At 68.2% G+C, this 23676-nt stretch carries 30 protein-coding genes; 26 read left to right on the top strand and 4 right to left on the bottom strand.

Going from position 1 to position 23676, the window contains the following annotated elements; translation table 11 throughout:
• Positions 1–18: 18 nt before the first annotated feature.
• From IRG63_RS04045 to IRG63_RS04030, 4 genes are read right to left on the bottom strand one after another with little or no spacing between them, the layout of a single operon-like run.
• The gene (locus tag IRG63_RS04045) at positions 19–396 is read right to left on the bottom strand and encodes a flagellar assembly protein FliW (protein ID WP_168625935.1); all 378 of its coding nucleotides are present in this window, start codon (positions 394–396) and stop codon (positions 19–21) included.
• Positions 393–1277 (bottom strand): flagellar hook-associated protein FlgL, encoded by an 885-nt coding sequence (flgL, locus tag IRG63_RS04040; RefSeq protein ID WP_193509289.1) that lies wholly within the window; start codon positions 1275–1277, stop codon positions 393–395. Before flgL ends, IRG63_RS04045 begins: the two co-directional genes overlap by 4 nt.
• A 3-nt stretch (positions 1278–1280) precedes the next feature.
• Positions 1281–2705, bottom strand: a complete 1425-nt coding sequence (gene flgK, locus IRG63_RS04035; protein ID WP_193509288.1) for a flagellar hook-associated protein FlgK — start codon at positions 2703–2705, stop codon at positions 1281–1283.
• A 10-nt stretch (positions 2706–2715) separates the two neighbouring features.
• Positions 2716–3201 (bottom strand): flagellar protein FlgN, encoded by a 486-nt coding sequence (locus tag IRG63_RS04030; protein ID WP_193509287.1) that lies wholly within the window; start codon positions 3199–3201, stop codon positions 2716–2718.
• 434 nt (positions 3202–3635) lie between these two features.
• On the opposite strand from IRG63_RS04030, the gene IRG63_RS04025 reads away from it, so the two are divergent.
• The 26 genes from IRG63_RS04025 to IRG63_RS03900 all read left to right on the top strand — a co-directional run bounded on the left by IRG63_RS04025 (position 3636) and on the right by IRG63_RS03900 (position 23667).
• Entirely contained in the window at positions 3636–4454 is an 819-nt protein-coding gene (locus IRG63_RS04025) for a sigma-70 family RNA polymerase sigma factor (RefSeq protein WP_193509564.1), read from the top strand.
• A 162-nt stretch (positions 4455–4616) separates the two neighbouring features.
• Complete coding sequence (locus IRG63_RS04020) at positions 4617–5459, top strand: flagellin (protein ID WP_193509286.1); 843 nt, start codon at positions 4617–4619, stop codon at positions 5457–5459.
• 98 nt (positions 5460–5557) lie between these two features.
• A complete protein-coding gene (gene fliD / locus IRG63_RS04015; RefSeq protein WP_193509285.1) occupies positions 5558–6898 on the top strand; it encodes a flagellar filament capping protein FliD in 1341 nt (446 codons plus the stop codon).
• A complete protein-coding gene (fliS, locus tag IRG63_RS04010) occupies positions 6895–7326 on the top strand; it encodes a flagellar export chaperone FliS (RefSeq protein WP_193509284.1) in 432 nt (143 codons plus the stop codon). Before fliD ends, fliS begins: the two co-directional genes overlap by 4 nt.
• Positions 7319–7606, top strand: a complete 288-nt coding sequence (locus IRG63_RS04005; RefSeq protein ID WP_168625929.1) for a hypothetical protein — start codon at positions 7319–7321, stop codon at positions 7604–7606. The genes fliS and IRG63_RS04005 overlap by 8 nt, the downstream gene beginning before the upstream one ends.
• Positions 7607–7715: 109 nt before the next feature.
• Complete coding sequence (locus tag IRG63_RS04000; protein ID WP_168625928.1) at positions 7716–8060, top strand: flagellar basal body protein; 345 nt, start codon at positions 7716–7718, stop codon at positions 8058–8060.
• Positions 8057–8449: a flagellar basal body rod protein FlgC gene (locus IRG63_RS03995; RefSeq protein ID WP_168625927.1), complete on the top strand. Its 393-nt coding sequence runs from the start codon at positions 8057–8059 to the stop codon at positions 8447–8449. Before IRG63_RS04000 ends, IRG63_RS03995 begins: the two co-directional genes overlap by 4 nt.
• Positions 8446–8751, top strand: coding sequence for a flagellar hook-basal body complex protein FliE (gene fliE / locus IRG63_RS03990; RefSeq protein WP_193509283.1), 306 nt, complete (start codon positions 8446–8448; stop codon positions 8749–8751). The genes IRG63_RS03995 and fliE overlap by 4 nt, the downstream gene beginning before the upstream one ends.
• On the top strand, positions 8751–10331 hold the full coding sequence (fliF, locus tag IRG63_RS03985; RefSeq protein WP_193509282.1) for a flagellar basal-body MS-ring/collar protein FliF: 1581 nt from the start codon (positions 8751–8753) through the stop codon (positions 10329–10331). The genes fliE and fliF overlap by 1 nt, the downstream gene beginning before the upstream one ends.
• On the top strand, positions 10328–11353 hold the full coding sequence (fliG, locus tag IRG63_RS03980; protein ID WP_193509281.1) for a flagellar motor switch protein FliG: 1026 nt from the start codon (positions 10328–10330) through the stop codon (positions 11351–11353). Before fliF ends, fliG begins: the two co-directional genes overlap by 4 nt.
• Positions 11343–11945 (top strand): FliH/SctL family protein, encoded by a 603-nt coding sequence (locus tag IRG63_RS03975; RefSeq protein ID WP_193509280.1) that lies wholly within the window; start codon positions 11343–11345, stop codon positions 11943–11945. Before fliG ends, IRG63_RS03975 begins: the two co-directional genes overlap by 11 nt.
• Before the next feature lie 2 nt (positions 11946–11947).
• On the top strand, positions 11948–13267 hold the full coding sequence (locus tag IRG63_RS03970) for a FliI/YscN family ATPase (RefSeq protein WP_193509563.1): 1320 nt from the start codon (positions 11948–11950) through the stop codon (positions 13265–13267).
• Positions 13267–13683 carry a flagellar FliJ family protein gene (locus IRG63_RS03965; protein WP_168625920.1) on the top strand — a complete coding sequence of 139 codons (417 nt, stop codon included), beginning with the start codon at positions 13267–13269 and terminating at the stop codon, positions 13681–13683. Before IRG63_RS03970 ends, IRG63_RS03965 begins: the two co-directional genes overlap by 1 nt.
• Positions 13680–14837, top strand: a complete 1158-nt coding sequence (locus tag IRG63_RS03960; protein ID WP_193509279.1) for a flagellar hook-length control protein FliK — start codon at positions 13680–13682, stop codon at positions 14835–14837. The genes IRG63_RS03965 and IRG63_RS03960 overlap by 4 nt, the downstream gene beginning before the upstream one ends.
• 15 nt (positions 14838–14852) lie before the next feature.
• Entirely contained in the window at positions 14853–15305 is a 453-nt protein-coding gene (locus IRG63_RS03955; protein ID WP_370566170.1) for a flagellar hook assembly protein FlgD, read from the top strand.
• Between the two features lie 2 nt (positions 15306–15307).
• Positions 15308–16480 carry a flagellar hook protein FlgE gene (locus tag IRG63_RS03950; protein ID WP_168625917.1) on the top strand — a complete coding sequence of 391 codons (1173 nt, stop codon included), beginning with the start codon at positions 15308–15310 and terminating at the stop codon, positions 16478–16480.
• Positions 16481–16661: 181 nt separating this feature from the next.
• Positions 16662–16952 carry a flagellar FlbD family protein gene (locus IRG63_RS03945; protein ID WP_168625916.1) on the top strand — a complete coding sequence of 97 codons (291 nt, stop codon included), beginning with the start codon at positions 16662–16664 and terminating at the stop codon, positions 16950–16952.
• Positions 16952–17719, top strand: a complete 768-nt coding sequence (locus tag IRG63_RS03940) for a motility protein A (RefSeq protein WP_168625915.1) — start codon at positions 16952–16954, stop codon at positions 17717–17719. Before IRG63_RS03945 ends, IRG63_RS03940 begins: the two co-directional genes overlap by 1 nt.
• Positions 17716–18558 (top strand): flagellar motor protein MotB, encoded by an 843-nt coding sequence (locus IRG63_RS03935; RefSeq protein WP_349236104.1) that lies wholly within the window; start codon positions 17716–17718, stop codon positions 18556–18558. The genes IRG63_RS03940 and IRG63_RS03935 overlap by 4 nt, the downstream gene beginning before the upstream one ends.
• 32 nt (positions 18559–18590) lie before the next feature.
• Positions 18591–19490, top strand: coding sequence for a flagellar motor switch protein FliM (locus IRG63_RS03930; protein WP_349236103.1), 900 nt, complete (start codon positions 18591–18593; stop codon positions 19488–19490).
• Between the two features lie 47 nt (positions 19491–19537).
• On the top strand, positions 19538–20248 hold the full coding sequence (gene fliN, locus IRG63_RS03925) for a flagellar motor switch protein FliN (RefSeq protein ID WP_193509278.1): 711 nt from the start codon (positions 19538–19540) through the stop codon (positions 20246–20248).
• Complete coding sequence (locus IRG63_RS03920) at positions 20249–20704, top strand: flagellar biosynthetic protein FliO (protein ID WP_193509277.1); 456 nt, start codon at positions 20249–20251, stop codon at positions 20702–20704.
• Positions 20701–21543, top strand: coding sequence for a flagellar type III secretion system pore protein FliP (gene fliP, locus IRG63_RS03915; RefSeq protein WP_370566169.1), 843 nt, complete (start codon positions 20701–20703; stop codon positions 21541–21543). Before IRG63_RS03920 ends, fliP begins: the two co-directional genes overlap by 4 nt.
• Positions 21543–21818: a flagellar biosynthesis protein FliQ gene (fliQ, locus tag IRG63_RS03910; protein ID WP_168625911.1), complete on the top strand. Its 276-nt coding sequence runs from the start codon at positions 21543–21545 to the stop codon at positions 21816–21818. Before fliP ends, fliQ begins: the two co-directional genes overlap by 1 nt.
• 1 nt (position 21819) lies before the next feature.
• Positions 21820–22578 (top strand): flagellar biosynthetic protein FliR, encoded by a 759-nt coding sequence (locus IRG63_RS03905; protein ID WP_193509276.1) that lies wholly within the window; start codon positions 21820–21822, stop codon positions 22576–22578.
• Positions 22579–23667, top strand: a complete 1089-nt coding sequence (locus tag IRG63_RS03900) for a flagellar biosynthesis protein FlhB (protein ID WP_193509275.1) — start codon at positions 22579–22581, stop codon at positions 23665–23667. It begins immediately after the preceding gene.
• Positions 23668–23676: the final 9 nt, after the last annotated feature.

The following is a 23676-nucleotide window of genomic DNA, read 5'->3' as shown; positions in this document are numbered from 1 at the left end:
ATTCTCCCAGCCAGCAATTCAGGCAGCGCGCAGCGGTGCGCGCAGCGGCCACACCGCATCGTCCAGAATCACCTGGGCGCAGCGTCCGGTGGTCGAGTTCACCACGATCGGTGCCATCAGGTTGACCGTCGTGCCGTCATCGCCGGGATTCGCCACGACGAGCAGCAGCGCATCCTCTGCCCGCGTCAGCTCGAGCGCGGCCGCTTGAGTGTCCGAGAGGACCGGCGCATAGTCCGGAAGGTAGAGGGAGGCATCGATCACGAACATCCGGATGCCGCGCTCGGAGTCTGGCCGAAGCACGAACAGCCCAGGCGCCCCAGCGACATCCTCGAGGGTGAAGTCGACCAGGGCGTCGAACCCGGGCGGCGACTCGATGAAAGTCAGGGATGCGGTCATCGCAGGAAGTCCATCAGGGAGGGCTGCAAGGCGCGCGCTGTGACCGCGAGGGCGGACTGGTACGCCACTTCCTGCAGTTTCAGGTCGAGGATGATCCCCGCGAGGTCGACGTCCTCAACGCCCGACCTCTGCGCTTCGAGCGCGACCGACTGTTCCATGTTCGACTCCTCAGCGGACTGCATCTGGGCGTGACGTGTTCCTGCCGCGGCCTGCTCGCCCAGCATCGCCGTAAGCCTGTCATCGATCTCCTGCAGGCGGGGGCCGACGTTGACACCGGAACGCAAGTCAGCCGCGATGGCGTCGACGAGCGCGAAGACGGAGCCAGCGCCGACACCGAAGACGGCCGCTCCATCGCCGTCCACCCGGACCGTGTTGTTGGCGTCGATGCGACGCTCGACGGTGCTCCCTGCCGCACCGGTGTAGCTGTAGTCGGGGTTGAACGCGACCGAGGCATCCGAGTTCCCCGCGAAGACGCTTCGGCCGAGGTACGTCGTGTTCGCCTGCTTGAGCAGCTCCGCGCGCATACTGTCGAGTTCGACGGCGATCGCCTCGAGCGCGGTCGGCGACATCGCGCCCTCGTTCGCGCCGCGCACGGTGAGGTCGCGCACGCGGTTCAGGATGCCCGTGGTCGCGCTGAGAGCGGAGTCGACCGTCGTCAGCCAGCCCGTGCCGTCAGCGATGTTGCGGCTGTACTGGCTGGTTGCCCGCTGTTCAGCACGCACCTGCAGCGCCTGAGCGGTGGCGGTCGGGTCATCTGATGGTCGCGTGATGGCCTTCCGGCTGGATGCCTGGTCCTGCAGCTTCGCGAGCGCGGACATGCTCGCCTGCAGGTTGTGCTGGGCGGTGCGCACCATGCTCTGGCTGGTTGTCCGGGAGATCATCCGTTACCTCCCGACGATGCCGGTGCGGTTGATCAGCGTGTCGAGCAGTTCATCGACAGCGGTGATGACGCGAGCAGCACCCTGATACGCGACCTGGAAGGTGAGGAGGTTGACGTTCTCCTCGTCCAGGTCGACCCCGGCCTGGGACTGTTGGGCGGTCCACGCGGCGTTGCTCGCCACGTCGGCCAGCGCCGACTGGGTGGCGGCGCTGCGGCTGGCCACGCCGATTCCGGTGACGATCGTCGACCACAGCGAGTCGGGTGAACCGGGCCCGACGCCCAATTGTCCGATCGCGTCGGCGATGCCGCCGCCAAGCGCACCCGATCCTGGCAATGCGGCGGCGATGCCGTTCACATCGGTGGGCACGACACGCATCCCGAGCGCCGCGGGCAGTGCGGCGTCGAACTCGAAGAAGTCGAGACCGGTGGCGCCGGAGACGGTCTCGCCGGTGCGGTGCACCTGATTGACGGCGTCAGCGAGTTGGGTCGCGAACACGTTGTACGAGGCTGCCGCCTCGGCGAGTGGTCCGCCGGTGCCTGATCCATCGGCGGGTGCAAGCATCGCGACCGCGCCGCCGATCCGGCCGGCGTCGAGGGAGACGGCTTCACCGGGCCGGTGTGCCCACTCCAGTCGCACCGGTGAGCTCGGGGCGTCCTCCATCCGGTAGCCGCCGGCAACCTGCACGGCGCGGAAGCGGTCGCCCGAGACGAGGGCGTTGCCGCCGATCAGGACCTCGACGGTGCCGTCGCCGGTCTCGCGCACGGTTCCGCCCGCGAGTTCGGCGATCGACGTGGTCAGCGCACTGCGCTGGTCGAGCAGTTCGTTGACGTTCGCGCCGGTGGCGAGTCCTGCCCGGATGCGCGCGTTCAGGTCGGCGACACGCGCGCCCGCCTCGTTCAGGTCGGCGACCATGCCGTCGGCTTCCGTTCGAAGCTGGGCCCACTGGCCCTCGACGTTGCGGTAGGCGCGAGCGATGCCGGACGTCAGCACACCGGTGTGCTCGAGGAGAACCCCAGCTGAGGCCGGCTCTCCGGCCCGGTTGCCGAGGTCCTGCCACGCCGCCCAGAACTCGCCCAGTTGCGCGGAGAGGCCGTGCGGCCCCGGCTCCTGCAGGGCGGCCTCGAGCTTCGACATGGCGGTGTCGCGAACGCTCCAGTAACCGGATGCCGCGGACGTGCCACGCACTCGCGCGTCGAGGAAGATGTTGCCGATGCGGGTGATCCCGTCGACCGAGACGCCCTGCCCGGCCCGGCCGACCGTGGTCAGCAGCCCGGTTTCGGCGACCGGACCCACCGCTGAGGTGGAGATGCGCTGGCGCGTGTAGCCGTCGGTGTTGGCGTTGACGATGTTCTGCGCGACGACATCCAGTCCCGCGCGTGCCGCGGACAGGCCGGAATATGCCGTCGACAGGCCACTGAACGTACTCACGGGGTGCTCCTCACAGACTCGTGTCGACCAGGTTCGCGCTGCCGGTGGACGCTGAGCTTGCCCCGTCGGCGGTGTAGATGCCTGCGTCGGGGTTGAGGTCGGCGATCGTCTCCTGGGTCGACCGCACCGCGGCCCGCAGGTGCCGCTCGTTGCCGTCCCTGACCTCCTTGATCTGCGCCGCGAGCTCGGTCATCGCACTCAGGTGGCCCTGGAAGATATCCGTCCAGGTTCCCTCCGGCGCGGCGGCGAGCAGGTCGCGCAGGGTCGCATCCTCGCGCGCGCCCCACTCCTGAGCGAGCGCGGAGACTTCGATCGTGCGGGTCAGGCCGGCGGCGCGCAGCCGGTCGAGAACCTGCTCCACCTCGCGGGTCGCGTGTTGCAGCCACCGGGTCTTGCCTGCGGTGAGGAGCAGCTGCTCCTCCTCAAGCTTGAACAGCAGCATCTCGAGCAGTTCGCGTTCGCGCCACAGCAGCGCCGAAACGTCGTTTGCGCTCACGAATGCCTCCAGTCAGCCGGGTCGTGTCAGCGTATCGCCGGATGCCTTGCGGCTGGGGTCGACTCGCTTCCAATGGCAACTGTCGGCCGGACGCGTACAACGGTTAGCGATCGCTCGATCCCACTCGAAGGACCCTCCTGTCTCCCCCAAAAAGAGGGATACGTTCCCCCGAACTGGGGGAGAACGGTGCTTTGTTTTGCGCTCAAAAACAGTGAAAGTGTCACTGACAGGCGGAGTGAACAGACCAGTCCGCCCGACAGGAGTGACGAAGGTTGCACCACGACCGCGCCGCATCACTCCCGACGCACCCGGCACCCGAAACATGCCACCCCAGGTCCAACCGATCGACCGCTCGCAAATGATCAACTCAACAACCACGCGCTTACCCGCCTTCGAATCAGTTTCCGAATTCGTCTCAGACGGGGGTCTTGTCGTTGAATCGCACCGAGCGCAACAAGCTGGTGGTCGAGAACCTGCCATTGGTGGGCTATCTCGTCTCCGAATTGGTGGCGAAAGCCACTCATCTCTCCCGCGATGACCTCGCCTCCGCTGGCGCACTGGGGCTGATCTCCGCCGCCGACTCCTTCAACCCGGAGCTCGGTGTTCCGTTTGGCGCGTACGCTCGGCAGCGTGTGCTCGGCGCCTTCGCCGACGAGCTGCGGTCCAGCGATTGGGCCACACGTTCCGCCCGGAAGCGGATCAAAGAGACCCTCGCCGTTCAGGAGTCGCTCACTGCAGCGCTGGGCCGCTCTCCGAGCGTGGACGAGCTGGCTGCGGCCATGGGCGTCGATCGCAAGAGCGCCTCTGAGGCCGTTGCCGACGCATCGCGGACCGTCTCGCCGCTGGACGACCTGACCGCCGAGTTCCTGGAAGCCGAAACCGTGTTGCCGGAGGATTCGCTCCTGCACGACGAGCGAATCGCGTACCTTCATGCCGCAATCGAGGCGCTCCCTCCGAAGATGCGCCACATCGTCCGGGAGGTGTACTTCGAGGACCGCTCGGTCGGGGACGTTGCGGCGGAACTCGGGATCACTCACTCCGCGGTTTCGCAGCAGCGCACGGAGGCCATCCGGCTGCTCCGCGACGGACTGCGCACGCATTACGCCGATGGGCCAGGTGAGGTCGAGCTGGAGTCCCGCATCGCGGTGTCGAGCCGCAGCGCGTACCTCGGCCGGCTCGCCGACCGCGCGGCAGCGGGCATGAGCCGGATGGCGAAAAGTCCGCTGATCGCCGGCACCACCGCAGCGTCCTGATCCTAATCGAGTCGGGACGTTTGCCCACTTTGAGCGAGGCGATACCGCGAAAAACTCCCGACTCGATTCTCCTAACGGATGCCGCGGCGCAGCCGATAGCTTCTCGCGACAGCCCATGGACGGGCTGTGCAGCACAACACCCAGATCACGGAGGAAACCACAATGGGTATGCAGATCAACACCAACGTTGCGGCGCTCAACGCGTACCGCAACCTGTCCAACACGCAGAACGATCTCTCGAAGTCGCTGGAGAAGCTGTCCAGTGGTCTCCGCATCAACCGCGCAGCGGATGACGCAGCGGGCCTCGCGATCTCCGAGGGCCTCCGTTCGCAGATCGGCGGCCTCAACGTTGCTGCCCGCAACGCCCAGGACGGCATCTCGGTCATCCAGACCGCGGAAGGCGCCCTGACCGAGGTTCACTCGATCCTGCAGCGCGTGCGTGACCTCGCTGTTCAGGCCGGCAACGACTCGAACAACGCTGACTCTCGTGCGGCGATCGCCACTGAGGTCGAGGCGCTCGGAGCGGAACTCTCGAGAATCGGTGCTTCGACCAACTTCAACGGCATCAAGCTGCTCAACGGCAGCGCAAACCTCACCTTCCAGGTTGGTGCGGGTGGCGTTGCTGCGGAAGACCAGATCGGCGTCGACCTTGCGGGCGCGAACGTCGCGACTATTGGCACGGCTATCACTGGCCTGGCCACGGGTACCGGATTCGACGACGCGGTGAACGCACTCACAACCATCGCGGCCATCGACGGGCACATCAAGTCAGTGTCCACCGCTCGCGCCGAGCTCGGTGCGGTGCAGAACCGCTTCGAGTCGACCATCAACAGCCTCAACGTGTCGAAGGAGAACCTCTCGGCAGCCGAGTCGCGCATCCGCGACACGGACATGGCGCAGGAGATGGTCAACTACACCCGTTCGAACATCCTGTCGCAGGCGGGCACCGCGATGCTCGCTCAGGCAAACGCGTCGAACCAGGGCGTGCTGCAGCTCCTGGGCTAAGCACTGACCACGCCCGGGATGGCCGAAGGGGAACTGGACCTCTCGCTTCGGTCGTCCCGGGCGTTTCGAATCTCACACACGAGTAGGGACGGACGAGCATGGCACTTTCGATAGACGGCCTCGCCAGCGGGCTCGACACCACGTCGCTCATCAACTCCCTCATGCAGCTCGAGGCTGCCCCGCAGACCCTCCTGAAGCGCAAGGTCAGCGCTACCAACGGCATGATCGCCGCGCTCAAGGGCCTGAACACCAAGATCGCCGAACTCGGCACGCTCGCGAAAGACACGGCCAAGCCCGCCGCCCTCGACCTGCTGCGCACCACGTCGAGTTCCGACAAAGTGACCGCCACCGCCGGCCGTTCCGCAGCCGCGGGCGAGACGAGCATCGTCGTCGACCAGCTCAGCGCGCGGCAGATCTCGCTGTCAGAGCGGATCAGCGCCTGGCCGGACACCGCGCTGACCATCACCGTCGGCTCGGCCGACCCGGTGACGGTCACGGCGGCATCCGACTCGCTCGATGACATCGTCACCGCGGTCAACAAGGCCAACGCAGGCGTCAGCGCAATGAAGGTGGCAGCCGGCACCGACGCGGTGACCGGCGATCCGCTGTTCCGCGTGCAGTTCACTGCAACCGACAGCGGAACGGCTGGCGCGTTCAGCATCGGCGGCACCGCCGCCACCGTGACCGACATCGTGAGTGCCCAGGATGCGCAGCTCCGGCTGTGGGCGGGCACCGCGGCCGAGCAGGTGATCACCTCCCCGAGCAACACCTTCACCGGGCTCCTGCCGGGCGTCGACGTGACCGTCGGAGAGGCATCCGCCGCACCGGTCACCATCACCGTGCAACGCGACGACACCGCGATCGGTGAGGCGGCGAAGAAGTTCGTCGACTCCATCGCCGGTGCGCTCGCCGAGATCGCCGCGAAGTCCGCAGTCACGTCCAGGACCGGCAGCAACGGCAAGCCCGTAGTCGGCAGCGGACCGTTCACGGGCGACAGCGGCATTCGCGCGGTGAACCAGTGGCTCGTGAGCACCGCCACGCTCCCAGTGGACGGCGTGTCGCCGTCGACGATCGGAATCAGCCTCACCAAGGACGGCGTACTCGAATTCGACGAGGAACGATTCGCCGCGGCGCTCGAGAAGGACCCGGCTCGCACCACGAACATCGTTCAGCAGCTCGCCGCACGGGTCGCCGGTGCCGCGGACCAGGCATCCGACCGCTTCGACGGCCTGCTCACCACCAAGATCACCGGGCAAGAATCCCTCGTAGGCCAATTGAGCAACCAGATCGACAACTGGGACACCAGGCTCGCGACCCGCCGAGCGACGCTCGAGCGCACCTATGCCGCCCTCGAGGTGCAGCTGAGCACCATGAACGCCCAATCGGCGTGGCTCGCCTCCCAGGTGAACAGCCTGCCGAAGATGCAGAGCGCGTCATGAGCGTGAACGTCGCAGGCGAGCAGCTGCGCTCACGCTACAACCGGGAGGCGATCCTCTCGGCCAGCCCGGCGCGACTGCTGACCATGCTCTACGACCGGCTGCTGCTCGACCTGCACCGCGCGGAAACGGCGCAGCTGGCGGAGGACTGGTCCACAGCATCCGAGAACCTGCTGCACGCGCAGGCCATCGTCGCCGAGCTGACCTCGTCGCTCCGGCTCGACGTGTGGGACGGCGCGCAGGGGCTGCTCGGACTGTACAACTACGTCTCCAGCTCTCTCGTGCACGCCAACACCCATCGCGACGCCATCGCGACCCGGACCTGCGCAGAACTCCTCGAGCCGCTGCGCCTCACTTGGCATGAGGCGGCCGATCGACTCGCGGAAAGCACCGCCTCCGCACGCCCCACGGGAACGATCATCATTGCCTGAGAAGGATTTCGAGGCGTGGGAGCGCGCCCTCGCCGCTCTCGAGCTGGCTGCGAAGTCGGCGCCATACGGCGTCCCGACGAGCTGGAACCCGCCCGGCGACCTCGGCGCATTGCCTGACGACCTGCACGAGCGGGCCAGCCGGGTCCTCGAGGTGCAGGAGCGAGCCATCCGCAAGCTCAGCGACCTGCAGGTCGAGACCGCCGGCCACCTCGCCGCGATCCGGGCTGTGCCCGCGCTGCGACCGGATGCAGCATCCGTCTACCTGGATGTCACAGGGTGACTCTCCTAACGCCCGGCCAATAGCGGCCGATAGCAAGAGACGAGGACAGGGATCGTTCTCGTGATGGCCAGGGACCGGCCGACGTTGCACCTTACGAAACGGGATCTGCGTGTTCAATTCGGTCACCTCGCTCGCGCTGACCAGCGCCCTCGATGGCCTCGCGTTGCGGCAGCGCACGATCGCGAACAACATCGCCAACGTCAACACGCCCGGCTACCAGGCCAAGCGGGTGCTGTTCGAGGATGCCCTCGCCCAGTCCGTGAGCCGCGGTGACGGAAGCGCCGAGGCGACAGTGGCCCGCTCACTCGAACCGACCCGGCTCGACGGCAACAACGTCAACCTCGACACCGAGACGCTGTCCAACATCGACACGGTGCTCCGCTTCCAGTTCGCCGCGCGCGCGATCGATGGCGAAACAGCCAAGCTGCGCGCAGCGATGAGGACCAACTCATGACCTTCGACGCGATCGGCATCGCCGGCACCGGCCTCAACGTGCACCGGAAGTGGCTGGATGCCGTATCCGACAACCTCGCGAACATCAACACCGCGGCGAGCACAGACGGTGAGGCGTTCCGCGCCCGTTATGTCATCGCGGAGGAGGGCCGCGGCACTTCAGGCGTCTATGTCGCCGGAGCCGCGTTCGGGGACGGCGAGGGCCGTGTCGTCTACGAGCCGGACCACCCGCTCGCGGACGAAGCGGGATACGTGCGCTACCCCGACATCGACCTGGCGTCACAGATGAGCCAGCTCATCCTCGCCCAGCGCGGCTACCAGGCGAATGCCGCGGTCGTCGACCGGGCCAAGGAGTCCTACCAGGCCGCACTGCAGATCGGACGCGCATGATGATCCCCGCCGTCAGCTCCGTCACGGGCGTCGCCCCGACCGGCTATGTCGACCCGTCGCGGTCCGCGGGTGCCGCAGGCGACGGCGCCTTCGCCGGATCGCTCTCGACCGCGATCGACGGCCTTGCCGGGCTGCAGGCCGACGCCGACCGGCTCGCGATCAAGGCGGTCACCGGTGACCTCGCCGACATCCACCAGGCCACCATCGCCGCGACCCGCGCGCAGGTCACCCTCGAGCTGATCGCCGCGGTGCGGAACAAGGGTGTCGACGCCTTCAACGAGATCATGAGGATGCAGGCCTGATGCCGACCCAAGTCTCCACCGCGCTCAGGCGGTTCGTTTCGGGCGTCCGTGAGTTCACCATCGCCCAGCGCACCCTCGCGATCATCGGGCTCGCGGTGCTTGTGCTCGGCGTGGCAACGCTGGGCATCTGGCTGAGCCGCCCCACCTACACGCCCCTGTTCTCAGGGTTGGCGCCCAAGGATGCGAGCGCGATCGTCGAGCAGCTGCGCGCCGAGAGCGTGCCATACGAGCTCACCGGCGGCGGGGGGAGCATCCTCGTGCCCGAGCAGTACGTCTACGACCAGCGCCTGAAGGCCGCCGCTGCCGGGCTCCCGTCGTCCAGCAACGGCGGCTACTCGCTGCTCGATGACATGGGCGTCACGTCGTCGGACTTCCAGCAGTCGGTCACCTACAAGCGGGCGCTCGAAGGGGAGCTTGCCGCGACGATCGGCGCGATGAAGGACGTCAAGATGGCATCGGTTCGCCTTGCCATCCCAGAAGACAGCGTCTTCGTGTCGGAACGTCAGGAACCGACCGCGTCGGTCTTCGTGGAGACCGAGCGCGGAGTCGACCTCAGCGCCGAGCAGGTTCAGGCGATCGTGCAGCTCACGTCGGCGTCGATCGATGGCATGAAGGCAGCCAACGTCGCGGTGGTCGACGCCGACGGAACGGTGCTCTCGGCCGTCGGAGTCGGTGCGACGGGCACCGCCGACCAACGCGGGTCGGATTATGAGGAACGCGTCCGCCAGGCGGTGCAGGCCATGCTCGACCGTGTCGCCGGTGTCGGCAACGCGACCGTCGTCGTCTCCGCAGACATGAGCTACGAGTCCGCTCAGCGTCTCGAGGAGCAGTTCACGGTCCCGGATGACGCACCGGCACTCAACGAGTCCACCCACACCGAGACGCATGACGGCGGCCGTGCCGCGACCGGCGTGCTCGGTCCCGACAACATCGCGGTTCCCGGCGGCGAGCAGGACGGCGTCTACACGTCGGAGTCGGTCACCCGGAACAACGCCGTCAACAAGGTCACTGAAACCCGCACCATCCCGGCTGGCGCGATCACCAGGCAGACCGTCTCGGTGGCGCTCAACGAAGCCGCGGCATCCGACCTGAACATCACCAACATCTCCGCACTGGTCGCCGCGGCGGCGGGCATCAACACCGACCGGGGCGACGAGGTCACCGTCGAGGTCGTGCCGTTCAACGCCGCCGGCGCTGCGGCGGCAGCCGAGGCGCTGGCCGCAGCGGAGGCGGAAGCGGCCGCGGAACGGCTCACCACCCTGATCACCACCGTCGCCATCGTGCTCGGACTCGCGGTGCTCATCGTCGTCGCCATCGTCCTGCTGTCGCGACGGTCGCAGCGAGAGCGTGACGCGGTCGAGATCGGCGAGCTGAAGGACATGCTCTACGGACCGGCCCAGACGGTGCCGCTGCTCGGAGCCACCCCACCGCCGGCCGAGCTGCCGGCAGCTCCGCCAGCCCCGGATGCCGGAAGTGACTCCGCGCGCGCCCGCGCAGAGATCGAAGCGCTTGCCGAGCGCGACCCGCAGCGCACCGCCGAGTTCCTGCGCAGTCTCATGGACGATCGGCAGCCCGCATGAGCGAAGTCACAACACCAACCGCTCTGAACGGCACGCAAAAGGTTGCCGTCGTGCTGATGAACCTCGACCCCCAGAGTGCGGCCGAGGTTCTGAAGCGCTTCAGCGAGGCCGAGGCGGAAGAGATCGTCGCCGAGATCGTGCGCCTGCGGCGCGTGGATCCCCAGGTCGCGCAAGCGGCGCTCGCTGAGTTCCACCAGTTGGCGATGCGCGGCACCACCGCAGCGCGCGGCGGCAAGGATGTCGCGACCGGCCTGCTCGAGGCCTCCTTCGGTGCCGAGCGGGCGGCTGGGCTCATGAGCCGTGTGACGTCGTCGATGGCGGGCAAGGCGTTCGAGTTCCTGGATGCCGCCGAACCGGCGCAGGTGCAGGGCATGCTCGAGGGCGAGCTGCCCCAGACCATCGCGCTCGTCCTCGCCCACCTGCGACCGGAGCTCGCCTCCCAGGTGATGTCGGGACTGGAGGAAGTGTTGCGCACCGATGTCGCCGAGTGCATCGCGACCATGAACCCGGCGCCGCCAGAGGCTGTGCGCATCGTCACCGACACGCTCAAGCAGCGCGCCGGAGCCGTCGTCTCCTCGCGCGAAGCCAACCAGGTGGTCGGCGGCATCCAACCGCTGGTGGACATCATCAACCGGGCAGATGTCGCGACGGAGCGGGCGCTGCTCGAGGCACTCGAGGAACGCGACCCGGAACTCGCCGAAGAGGTGCGATCCCGGATGCTGACCTTCTCGGACATCGTGAAATTCGAGCGCCGCGACGTACAGCAGGTGCTGCGCGGCATCGACCCGACAGTGCTGGCGACCGCGATGAAGGGCACGAACGAGGCGGTCATCGAGGTCATCCGCAGCAACCTGTCCGAACGCAACCGGGAACTGCTCGACGGCGAGGCCGCGGCTCTCGGCCCTGTGCGCCTGTCCCAGGTCGAGGAGGCCCGCGCAGAGGTCGTGCGCGCGATCCGTGACATGGAGTCGCAGGGTGCGATCACGGTGCAACGTGTCGACGAGGACGAGTATGTCTACTGATGCCGAGTTCTTGCCCGCGGCCTTCCCCGCCGTGCGGGTCGGGGTGCCGTCCACACGTGACGCGGGCGAACGAATCCGGGGGCACGCCGCAGGGTTCGCCGCTGGGCTGCGCGCCGCAGCTCGCGAGCAGGAGGAGTGGCTGGCCCGCAAGGAAGCGGAGTATGCGGCGAGGATCGCGCAACACGACGCCGAGCGCCGGGGGGCCCGCGCGGTTCTCGAGGCTGCGGCGCGCGCGGTGCGTGACTGCACCACCCCGGTGCTGGCAGACGCGCAGGACCTGATCGCGGCCGGTGCCATCGACCTGGCGGAGGCCGTCGTCGGACACGAATTGCGCGACGACACCGCTTCTGCGCGCGCCGTAGTACACCGCGTGCTCGCGCACACCGACACCGCGGTCGTGGTGTCGGTGCGCCTGAACCCCTCCGATCTTGCGGCGCTCGATCCCGCCGAGACGGCCGGCCTCGAGTATCGCGCCGACCCGTCACTGCGGCGCGGCGATGCGATCGCAGAGCTTCCGGATGGCTTCCTGGACGCCGGGATCACCAGCGCCATCGAGCGCGCTCGCGGCGTGCTGCTCGGGGAGGGATCGTGACGCTGACAGACACCACCATTCGGGCTCAGTTCGCCGAGGCGGCTCTCGCTGCCCGGCCGCAGAAGGTCGGCACCGTCACATCGGTGGTCGGCCTCGGGATCGAGGTGGTCGGGCTGGACTGCGCGATTGGCGAGTTGATCACCATCGGCGACGGCCCGTTCATCGACGCCGAGGTGATCGCGACCACGCGCGCCGGCATCCGGTGCATGCCGCTCACCCGGATGAACGGTGTCAGCGCCGGCGCCGCGGCGCGCGCGAGCCTGCGGCCGCAGCTCGTGCCGACCGGTCGCGGTCTGCTCGGCCGGGTCATCGACGGCCTCGGCCGTCCGATCGACGACAAGGGACCCCTCGCGCACGACACTCTGGTGCCGATCGACAACGACACACCGTCGGCGATGCGCCGTGCGCGCATCGACACCGAACTGCCGCTCGGGGTTCGCGTGCTCGACACGCTCACGACCGTCGGCCGCGGGCAGCGACTCGGCCTGTTCGCTGGGTCGGGGGTAGGCAAGTCTTCGCTGCTGTCGATGATCGCCAGAGGCACGGATGCGACGGTGTCGGTGATCGCGCTCGTCGGCGAGAGGGGTCGCGAGGTGCGCGAGTTCCTCGAGGACGACCTCGGCCCGGCCGGACTCGCGCGTTCCATCGTGGTGGTCTCGACGTCGGATGAGCCGGCGCTGATGCGGCAGCGGGCCGCGTTCGTCGCTACTCGCATCGCCGAATCGTTCAGGGATACCGGCGCTGACGTGCTGCTCATGATGGACTCGCTCACGCGCGTCGCGATGGCACAGCGCGAGATCGGGCTCTCCGTCGGTGAGCCCCCTGCGACTCGCGGCTACCCGCCGTCGACGTTCTCGCTGCTCGCCCGACTGCTCGAGCGGGCCGGCACAGCTGAGACCGGATCCGTCACCGGGATCTACACCGTGCTGGTCGACGGCGACGATCACAACGAGCCGATCGCGGATGCCGCGCGCTCGATCCTCGATGGCCACGTCGTGCTCGACCGCAAGCTCGCGGTGACCGGGCATTTCCCCGCTGTCGACTCGCTCGCATCCGTCTCCCGGGTCGCGGGCAAGCTCGTCAGCCCAGAGGATGCGCTCACCGCGACGGCACTGCGCACGGTGCTCGCCGCGCGCAAGTCGGCGCAGGACCTCATCGACGTCGGCGCCTACAAGCAGGGCAGCAACCGGTGGGTCGATGCCGCGATCGCTCACGAGGATGCGATCAACGACTTCCTTCGGCAGGGAGTCGACGAAGCCGCCGGGACTGGGGAGTCGTGGGGTCGGTTGCGTGCCCTCGTCGGGCAGTTAGGGGTGATGTGATGGCCAGGTTCCCGCTGTCCGGTCTGCTGCGCCTGCGGCAGCTGGAGAAGGATGTCGCTGCCGGTGACCTTGCGCTCGCCAACGCCAGGCTCGCCGCCACCGCGGATCGCGCCGCTGGCGAGCGCACCGTGCTTTCCGGCATTGCTCCGGATGCGGTGAGCACCGCTTCCCTGGTTGCGATCGCCGCGGCGCGTTCCGCGACACAAGCGGCGCTCGCCGACCTGGCCGACCTCGCGGCGGTGCACCGTGCGGAAGCGGACGAGGCAGGCGTCAGACTGAACCGGTCGCGTGCCGACGCGCTCGGACTCGAGAAGCTCGAGGCCCGGCACCGCAGCGCTCTCGACGACGAGGAACTACGCGCCGAGCAGCACCTGCTTGACGAGTTCGCGAGCGCCGGCAGGGGGGCCGCGCGATGACGATCCTGAACCTACCCGTGGCGACGCCGGTCGCGTCGACTCGACCGACTGCAGCAGCGCCGGCAGGCGATGAGAAGTCGATCGACGCCTTCGCCGCGATCATGAGCTCGGCCATCGCAGTGCTCGCCGAAGTGACCACCGCGGCGCCGGGAGGCGACGCCGAACTGCCGTCAGAGCCTGAGGAGACCCCGGAATCCGCTGCGTCGACGCAGCCCGCGACGAACCCGGTCGGATTGCCTCAGTCGACCCAGGTTGCATTGGTTCCGGAAGCCTCGAGCGGGGACCGGCCCACACCGATCCCGGCAACCGGGGCCGAGGCGTGGACCGAGTTGGATGCGACGGCACCCGATTCCACCCCGTTGGGCACGCGGCCGCGGGCCGACGAGCCAGCCGCACCGACCGCAGCGCCGCCGGTTCTGCGCAGGGCCGCGGTGAACGACGATGGCACCCCGTCCGCGCCGCCGCTCACCACCGCCGACGAGCCGGCAGGCGAACCGACGGCGACTCGCGTCGCAGCGCCAACACCGGCATCCGTCGCTCCAGTACACGGCGAAGCCGCCCCGACGCCGATCTCAGCCTCTGGGACCACGAACGCATCGGGACAGAGCGCTCCCGCACAACCCGCTGCGGCACCGCCGGCCGAGACCGTCGAGCCGCCGCCGGCGGCCCCCATCACCCCCGTCACCCAGCCGGTCTCACCACCGACGGTCGCCGTCGCATCCGCCGTCCCCGCCCAGCGGCCGGTGCCGTTCGCCGGCCAGGTGCTCACCCCGATCGTCACCCTGGCCCGCGCACCGCACGGTGACCACGTCGTCACGGTCACGGTCACGCCGGAGAACCTCGGTCCTGTCACGGTGCGAGCCCACGTCGGACCCGACGGCGTTCGGGTGGAACTGTTCGCGCCACTCGATGTGGGAAGGGACGCGTTGCGGGCCATCCTTCCGGACCTTCGTCGGGATCTCGCCGCCACCGGGCTGCAGGCGCAGCTCGACGTGTCTGCGCAGTCGGAACCGGATGCCCGTGACCGGCAGCGGGAGGAACCCGGAGGCAACCTTCCCGGCCGGCTCGCCGATAAGCCCGCCACAGCTGACACCCCGCTGCGATCCGAGCCGCACCCGGCCCAGCTGACCTCGATCCTCGACGTCATCGCCTGAGAAGAAGGAGCAACTGTGACTGTCGAAGCACTGACCAACGAACCGGCAAAGGCCACCGGGATCTACACGACCCAGCCGACGCGCACGCCCAAGCAGACGATGGACAGCGAAGTGTTCCTGTCGCTGCTGGTCACCCAGCTGCGCAATCAGGACCCCAGCTCGCCGATGGACAGCAACCAGATGATCACCCAGACCACCCAGCTGGCTTCGATGGAACAACTCACCCGGTTGTCGACGCTGGGCGAGGAGAACTTCTCGCTGCAGATGCGCATGGCCGCGGCGGCCCTCATCGGCCAGGAAGTCAGCTACGCCGGCGAGAACGGCCAGATCCGCTCCGGCATCGCCTCGGCGGTGTCGTTCGCGAACCAGATCCCCACCGTCACCATCGACGGTGCTGCAGTGAATCTCGACCTGATTTCCGGCGTCAACCGCGCCGCATCCGGACTCGACCACCAACGAAAGGCATAGAAATGCTCCGTTCGCTCTACTCCGGAATCTCCGGTCTCCGCTCCCACCAGACCATGCTCGACGTCACCGGCAACAACATCGCCAACGTCAACACCACCGCGTTCAAGGCGTCCGCAACCCAGTTCCAGGACACCCTCTCGCAGATGACGCAGGGCGCCGGCGCACCGCAGGCGCAGGTCGGCGGCACCAACCCCGCGCAGATCGGGCTCGGCGTGCAGGTCGCGGGCATCACCACGAACTTCGCCCAGGGCTCGGCGCAGGCGACGGGCCGCGCGACCGACATCATGATCTCCGGCGACGGCTTCTTCGTGACGAACCTCGGTGGCGAGACTCTCTACACGCGCTCAGGCTCGTTCGACTTCGACGCGCAGGGACGCCTGGTCGGACCGGGCGGCGCCATCGTGCAGGGCTGGACCGCGGTCGGTGGGGTCATCAACACCGGTGGCGCGGTCGGTGACATCAGCCTCCCGCTGCAGGCGGTCGCTCCCGCTATCGCAACGTCGGCCGCCACGGTCGGCGGCAACCTGCCGGGGGAGGCCGCCGTGGGCGATGTCCTCGTCAGGGACGTCGACGTCTTCGACGCCACCGGCGCTGCACGCACCCTGACCCTCACCTTCACCAACACCGGTGCTGGAACCTGGGATGTCGCCGCCGACGACGGGGTGGCGACCGGCACCGACGCGCTGACCTTCGTCGACGGTGTCCTGACGGCGGGCGGCTCGCTCACCGTCGGCGGCATCGCGGTCGACCTCACCAGCGCCACCGGGTACGCCGGCATGACCACCGTGTCGGTGACCGGACAGGACGGGCGCACCGCCGGCAGCCTCGACTCGTTCACGCTGGCCAAGGACGGCACGATCATCGGGTCGTTCAGCAACGGAGCATCCGAGGCGATCGGACGCATCGCGCTCGCGACCTTCACCAACCCGGCCGGCCTGGAGAAGGCGGGAGCCTCCGCCTACCGGGGCACGTTCAACTCCGGTGCAGCCGAGCTCGGCACCCCGGGCGCTGCTGGATTCGGCAGCCTCACGGGAGGGGCGCTCGAGATGTCGAACGTCGACCTCTCGCAGGAGTTCACCAACCTCATCGTCGCGCAGCGCGGCTTCCAGGCCAACGCGCGCATCATCACCACCTCCGATGAGGTGCTCCAGGAGCTCACCAACCTGAAGCGCTAGCCACAACCCTCGAGTTGCCACTTTGGCCCCTGTTTCCGTGCGATTCAGGGGCCGAAGTGGGCAATTGGGCGTTACCGGGCGGATCGGGTGAGCGCTCGCGCCTAACGCATCGCGTTCAGCGGCCGACAGTTGCACGTGATGGCTCAGGATGAGCCTGGCGCATAACCCAGGGATGGATCAGATGATCGTTGTCACACGACTGAACGACAGTCAATTCGCGATCAATCCTGACCTGATCGAGCGCATCCACGCCCACCCGGACACCACCCTGGTCATGGTCGACGGCGCCAAATACATCGTCACCGAGTCCATCGCCGAGGTCGTCGACCGGATCGCGGCCTACCGCGCTCGTGTCGTGTCGCTGGCGAACTCCATGTCGAGCGGGCGGACTCTGGATGCCGGCCGGCAGCTTGGCATCGTCGAACCGCCAGACGAGGGCGCGGCCGAGCTGCGTCGCCCGCGGAGGATCTGATGGATCCGGCAACCCTGATCGGCATCCTCGTCGCGTTCGGCGCCCTGTTCGCGATGATCACCATGGAGGGCGCGCACGTCACGGCGATCCTCCTGCCGGCGCCGATGATCCTCGTGCTGGTCGGTACGATCGCGGTCGGCGTCGCGGGCGGCACACTCCGGGACTTCATCACCGCGGTGAAGGCGATACCGCACGCGTTCCGCGGCAAGGTCGCCCGAGCTCACGAACTGATCGACAACCTGGTCGCGCTCGCCGAGACCGCGCGGCGCGAGGGGCTGCTCTCGCTGGAGAAAGAGGCCGACACCGTCGAGGACCCATTCCTACGCGGTGCGCTGCAGAACATCGCGGACGGCACCGACGGCGACGAGCTCCGGATCCTCCTCGAGGACGAGATCGAGACCCGCGCGAAGGCGGGCCGCACCGCCGCGAAGTTCTATTCGAGCCTCGGCGGGTACGCGCCGACCGTCGGCATCATCGGCACCGTGGTCTCGCTGACCCACGTGCTCGAGAACCTGTCCTCCCCAGACACGCTCGGCCCGATGATCGCCACCGCGTTCGTTGCGACCCTCTGGGGACTGCTGTCGGCCAACTTCATGTGGTTGCCGCTCGGTGCCCGGCTGCGCAGGCTCAGCGACCTCGAGGTCGAGCGGATGACCCTGCTGATGGAAGGCGTCCTCGCCGTCCAGTCGGGCAGCCAGCCCCGACTTCTCGGTGAGCGGCTGCGTGCCATGGTGCCAGCGAACGAGCTGCCTGCGGATGCGGCGTGAGCACGCGCTCGAGGCGTCGCCGCGGCGGGGAGTCCGAGGAGGAACCCGCCAACGACGAGCGCTGGATGGCCTCCTACATGGACATGGTCACCGTGCTCATGTGCATGTTCATCGTGCTGTTCGCGATGTCGGTGGTCGACCAGGAGAAGTTCGAGCAGCTGCGCACCTCGCTCGCCACCGGGTTCGGCTCGGTCCCCTCGGAGCTCGTAGACGACTCTGACGGCGTCATCGTCCCGCCGGAGAAGGTTCACGAGGACGGTGAGGGCTTCACCGTCGTGGCCAACAGCGACCGGGAGAAGCGCGCACTCGAACTCGCGGTCCTCGAATCCGATCGCCTCGTCGCGCTGCGCGAGCAGCTGCGGGCAGCACTCGTCGCATCCGGGCTCGAGCACACCGTCGACTTCGAACTCGACGAGCGGGGACTGACGGTGCGGCTTGTCGGCTCCGAGACCTTCTTCGAATCCAACCGGACCGCGCTGAGCGGAGTCGCGGTGCGCGTTCTGGACAGCATCGGCCCCATCCTGGCCGCGAGCGACTACACGGTCTCGGTAGAGGGGCACGCCGACTACCGGCAGTCGGTGCACCCGTTCCCGACGAACTGGGAACTGTCGTCCGGCCGCGCGACCGGGGTGCTTCGGCACCTGGTCGAGCACGGAGGGATGCCGCCGGAGCGGATCGCATCCGTCGGATTCGGCTCGGCTCGTCCGCTCGCATCCGGCTCGTCCGACGAGAGCCTGGCTCTGAACCGGCGCGTGGACATCATGGTGCTCTCCGATGAGCCGGAAGCAGTGCGCGAGCTGATTCCCGCCACGCTGGACGGGGCGGCAGGCGGCGGCTAACGGCGGCGGGACGTCTGCCGATAGTGCTCGGTGTGACGGTCCAGGAACAACAGCGTGTCGACGTGCCCGCACGAGCGGGCAGAACGGCGGAGCTGTACGACTTCCGGCGACCGTCGACGCTTGCGCGTGAGCACGCGCGGGTGCTTGAGCTCGCATTCGAGACGTTTGCCCGGCAGTGGGGCACCCAGCTGACCGCCACCGTGCGCGCCATGTCTCAGGTGACCTGCGAGCAGGTGCTGATGCAGCCGTACGACGAGTACGCTGCGAGCCTCCCGTCGGCGACCGCCATGGTGCTGTGTGCCATGGAGGACAGCGCGGCCAAGGCGGTCATCCAGTTCCCGACCACTGCTGCGCTGGCCTGGGTGAACTCGATGCTCGGCGGTCACGGCAGGCCGGTGGCCGAGGAACGCAAGTTCACGCTCATCGAACAGGCGCTCGTCAAGCGGCTCATCGACGACGCGCTGGAAGACCTGCGCTACTCGCTCGGTCCGGTCCTTGCGCGGCCGATCGTCTTCGACGCCTTCCAGTACAACTCGCAGTTCGCGCAAGCCGCCGCGACCACCGACCTGATGATCGTCGCGACCTTCGACATCCGGGTCGGAGAGACCACCACGACCGCGACCGTCGCCATTCCGGCCGCGCTGGTGCTCTCGCAGCTCGGCGACGCCAACCCCATCCGCACCGCGGAGGATGCCGCAGACCACCTGCACGCGCACGTCGCGATGGCGCCCGTCGATGTCAGCCTGCGCCTCACGCCGGTCATGGTGCGGCCCGCACGCATCCTGAACCTCGCCGTCGGTGACATCCTGCGGGTCCCACACCCACAGCATCGACCTCTCGAGCTCGCGGTGCAGGGCATGCCGATCGCCCGCGCCGCAGCCGGCTCCAACGCCTCCCGGCTGGCGTGCGTCGTCGTCGACGCGGATTTCTAGAACCACGGCCACCGGGCACACACACCACCCACTCGAGGAGATAGACAATGACCAACACGGCGACTGCCAACGTCACCGAAGCGGCGGCCGCACTGGTGCTCCAGCTGCCGACCGCGCGTGTCCTCAGCGCCACCCGGCTTCCGTCGGGCGCAACGGTGGACCGGGACCGATCGGGCGCGATCGCCGCATCCTTCGTCGGCGCCGTGTCAGCCGATGTCGCCCTGATGCTGGGCGATTCCGAGCTGATCGCGGAGGCGGCCGGGACCGATTCCGCCATGGTGTCCGTTGCGGATGTGCTCCGGCCGGCCCTCGAGGCAGCTACCGCAGTCTTCGGCGCGGGGGTGCTCGGCGGAGTGAGCGCGGACGGTGACCTAGGCGTGTTCGACGACCCGGCCAGCGCGCTCTTCCAGTTGGCGACCGACACCGGCACTCCGGCCGGCTGGTTCGGCATCCGCGTTCGCGAGCCAGGCCCGAGCCAGCCGACCATCGCGACCGAGGGGTCCGTCGCGGACAAGCTTGGCCGCATCAGCAACGTCGAAATGGCAATGACCGTCGAGATCGGGCGCACCCGGATGTCCGTGCGCGACGTGCTCAACCTCGAGCCGGGTGGCGTCGTCGAACTGGATCGCTCGGCCGGCGCGCCCGCCGACATCCTGCTCAACGGTCGGCTCATCGCGCACGGTGAGATCGTCGTCGTCGATCAGGACTATGCGGTTCGCATCACCGAGATCATCGACGTGAATGACGGGTTGAGCTGAGTGGACACCCTTCTCGTCGCGGGGCGGGTGCTCGTCTCGCTCGCGGTCGTGCTCGCCCTGCTCTGGTACTTGCAGCGCCGAATCGGCGGCAAGATGCGCACGGCGCGCACCACCCCTGACGCAGTGACCGTCGTCAGCCGGCAGACCATCACTCCCAAGGCATCCGTCGTCGTGATCGAACTCGAGGGGCGACGACTGCTGCTTGGCGTCACCGAGCAGTCGGTCAATGTGCTGCACGCCGACGAACCGGTTGCCGCTCCCGCAGCGGACGACAGCTTCGAGCACGCGCTCGAGAACGCGGTGTGGTCGCCGGATGCCGCGCCCGTCCCCGCATTGCGTGCCGTCTCCCGCCGTCAGCTCGGCGGCAGGCACAAGCAGCCGACCGTGCTGGCCGGCTCCATCCTGTCGCCGACGACCTGGCGGCAGACGGTCGAGGCGCTGCGGCCGGTCCGGTGACCACCTCGTCGGCAGCGGCACCACGCGGCACGCGGCGGCGTCTTGCGCCAGCGGTCGCGGCTGCCGTCGTGCTCGCCGGTCTCGTGCTCCTCGATCCGGTCGCGGCCGGCGCGGTGACCGTCGACCCGGTGCCGCCGACCGATCCGACACCGCCGACCGATGGGTTCGGCGGCATCACCATCGACATCAACGGCCCCAACGGTGCGCCGTCGGCCTCGATCCTCACCCTCATCGGCATCACCCTGCTCTCGGTCGCGCCCGCGTTGCTGCTGATGATGACCTCATTCACGAAGATCTTCGTGGTGCTCGCGATGGCGAGGAACGCGCTGTCGCTGCCGTCCATCCCACCGAACCAGGTCATCGCAGGGCTCGCCCTGTTCCTGTCGCTGTTCATCATGAGCCCGGTGCTCACAGAAATGAACGACGTCGGGGTTCAGCCCTACCTGGCTGGGACCATGACGTTCGCGGAGGCCGTTGACGCGGCATCCGGGCCACTGCGCTCGTTCATGCTGTCGTTCACACGCGAAGAGGACCTTGCCCTGATGACCCGCGCGGCCGAGCTGCCGAACCCGGATGATCCGGCGTCGGTGCCGATGCTCACCCTCATCCCGGCGTTCCTGATCTCTGAGCTGCGCGCGGCGTTCATCATCGGATTCGTCGTGTTCGTGCCCTTCCTGGTGATCGACCTCGTCGTAGCCTCGGCGCTCATGGCGATGGGCATGATGATGCTCCCGCCGGTGATGATCTCGCTGCCGTTCAAGATCCTGCTGTTCGTGCTCGTCGACGGGTGGGGCCTCATTATCACGTCGCTGATCAGCAGCTACAACGGCGGTGGCTGATGGATTCCAATGCCGTTCTCGACATCGGGGTGCAGGGGCTGCTGGTCGCGGCCAAGCTGGGCGCGCCGCTGCTGGTCACCGCGCTCGTCGTCGGCTTCGCCATCTCGCTGCTGCAGTCGATCACCCAGGTGCAGGAGGTTACGCTGTCGTTCGTGCCCAAAGTGGTCGCCGTCGGCCTGGCGTTGCTGATCAGCGGGCACTGGATGATCTCGGAGATGGTGGCCTTCACGAACGGCCTGTTCGACTCGATCCCGTCGCTCATCGGGAGCGGTTGACATGCAGCTCGCGATCAACCCCGCCTGGATGGAAGCGGTCATGCTGGCCGCGGTGCGGATGACCACCTTCCTCGTCATCGCCCCACCGTTCTCGTCCCGCGCGTTCCCGGCCCGCATCAAGGCGATGCTGGCGATCGGGCTCGCCCTCGCGGTGTCGCCTGCGGTCACCGCCGGCTACACCTCGCTGGACACCGCCGGCTTCCTGGCCGCGCTGGCGCTCGAACTGCTCATGGGCGCGCTGCTCGGATTCCTCGTGATGATCGTCTTCTCGGCCGTGCAGTCGGCCGGCAGCCTGATCGACCTGTTCGGCGGGTTCCAGCTCGCTCAGGGCTTCGACCCGCAGTCGATGGTCAACGGCGCGCAGTTCGCGCGGCTGTTCAACATGGCCGCGGTGGTGCTCATCTTCAGCACCGGGGCGTACCAGCTGATCATCGGCGGGCTGACCCGGAGCTTCAGTGCCCTGCCGATCGGGGGTGCGATCGATCTCGGCCGTCCGGTCGAGGCGATGACGACCGGGATCACCGAGCTGTTCCTGTCATCGGTGCAGATTGCCGGGCCGCTCATCGTCATCCTGTTCCTCGCCGACGTCGGGCTTGGCCTGCTCACGCGTGTCGCGCCAGCCCTTAACGCGTTCGCGCTCGGCTTCCCGCTCAAGATCCTGCTCACACTGACCTTCGCCGTGACCGTGTTCGTGGCGCTGCCGCAGATCATCGAGTCGCTGACCGGCGACGCGCTGAAGCTGCTGACAGGGGTGAACTAGATGTCGGATACCTCGGAAGAGCGCACAGAGCAAGCCACCGACAAGCGGATGAAGGAGGTGCGGTCCAAGGGCCAGCTCTCCAAGTCGCAGGACCTCACCGCATGGCTCGGCATCGGCGCCGCCGCGGTGCTGCTGCCGATGGCGCTCGCAAACGGCGCGTCGGCCGGCACCGACCAGCTGTTCCGGCTCGGCGCGGTCGCCGCGTCGCCGGAGCCGTCGGTCGCGGTTCAGTCGCTGTGGCACGGGATGTCATCGGTGCTGTCCACGATCGGCCCGCTGCTCGCGGTGGTCGCCATCGCGGTGCTCATCGGTGCCGCGTTGCAGGGCGGCATCCACTTCCGGAAGTTCAAGGGCAAGTTCGAGCAGTTCAACCTCGTCAGCGGACTCAAGCGCACCTTCGGCATGCAGGCACTGTGGAATGGTGCCAAGGCGGTGCTGAAGACCGCGGTCGTCGGCCTGGTGCTGTACCTCGTCGTGCAGTCTTTGATGCCTGTGCTCATGGGCGCCGGTTCGCAGTCGGTCAGTGCACTGCTGGATGCCGCCGGGCAGGGCGCGGCGACGCTCGTGCAGTTCGCGGTCATCGCCGGCTTGGCGCTCGCCGTCGCGGATGTCTGGGTCGTCATCCGGAGAAACCGGAAGCGCACCCGGATGACCAAGAAAGAGGTACGCGACGAGAACAAGTCGCAGGACGGCGACCCGCTCATCAAGGCCCAGCGACGCTCACGGCAGCTGTTGCTCAGCCGCAACCGGATGATGGCCGCCATCGCCGACGCCGACGTCGTCGTGGTCAACCCCGTGCACTTCGCCGTCGCGTTGCGCTACGAACCCGGAAAGTCGGCTCCCCGCGTCGTCGCCAAGGGGGCGGGGGCGATCGCCGCCCGCATCCGCGAGGAAGCCGAGAGCAAGCGCGTGCCGATGGTCAAGGACATTCCCCTTGCGCGAGCACTGCACGCGTCGTGCGAGCTCGGCCAGGAGATCCCGGTCGAGCTCTACGACGCGGTCGCGCGGGTGCTCGCATTCGTGATGGCACTGAATTCTCGTGGCACGCGGGGCGTGCACATCCTTCCCCAGCCGGTGTTGTCGGCATGAGTTCTGGAG

Origin of the sequence: Cryobacterium sp. BB736, assembly GCF_014980265.1 — a bacterium.
Taxonomy (GTDB): domain Bacteria; phylum Actinomycetota; class Actinomycetes; order Actinomycetales; family Microbacteriaceae; genus Terrimesophilobacter.
Note: the sequence above shows the minus strand (reverse complement) of the source record. Positions and strands in the feature narration are given on the sequence as shown.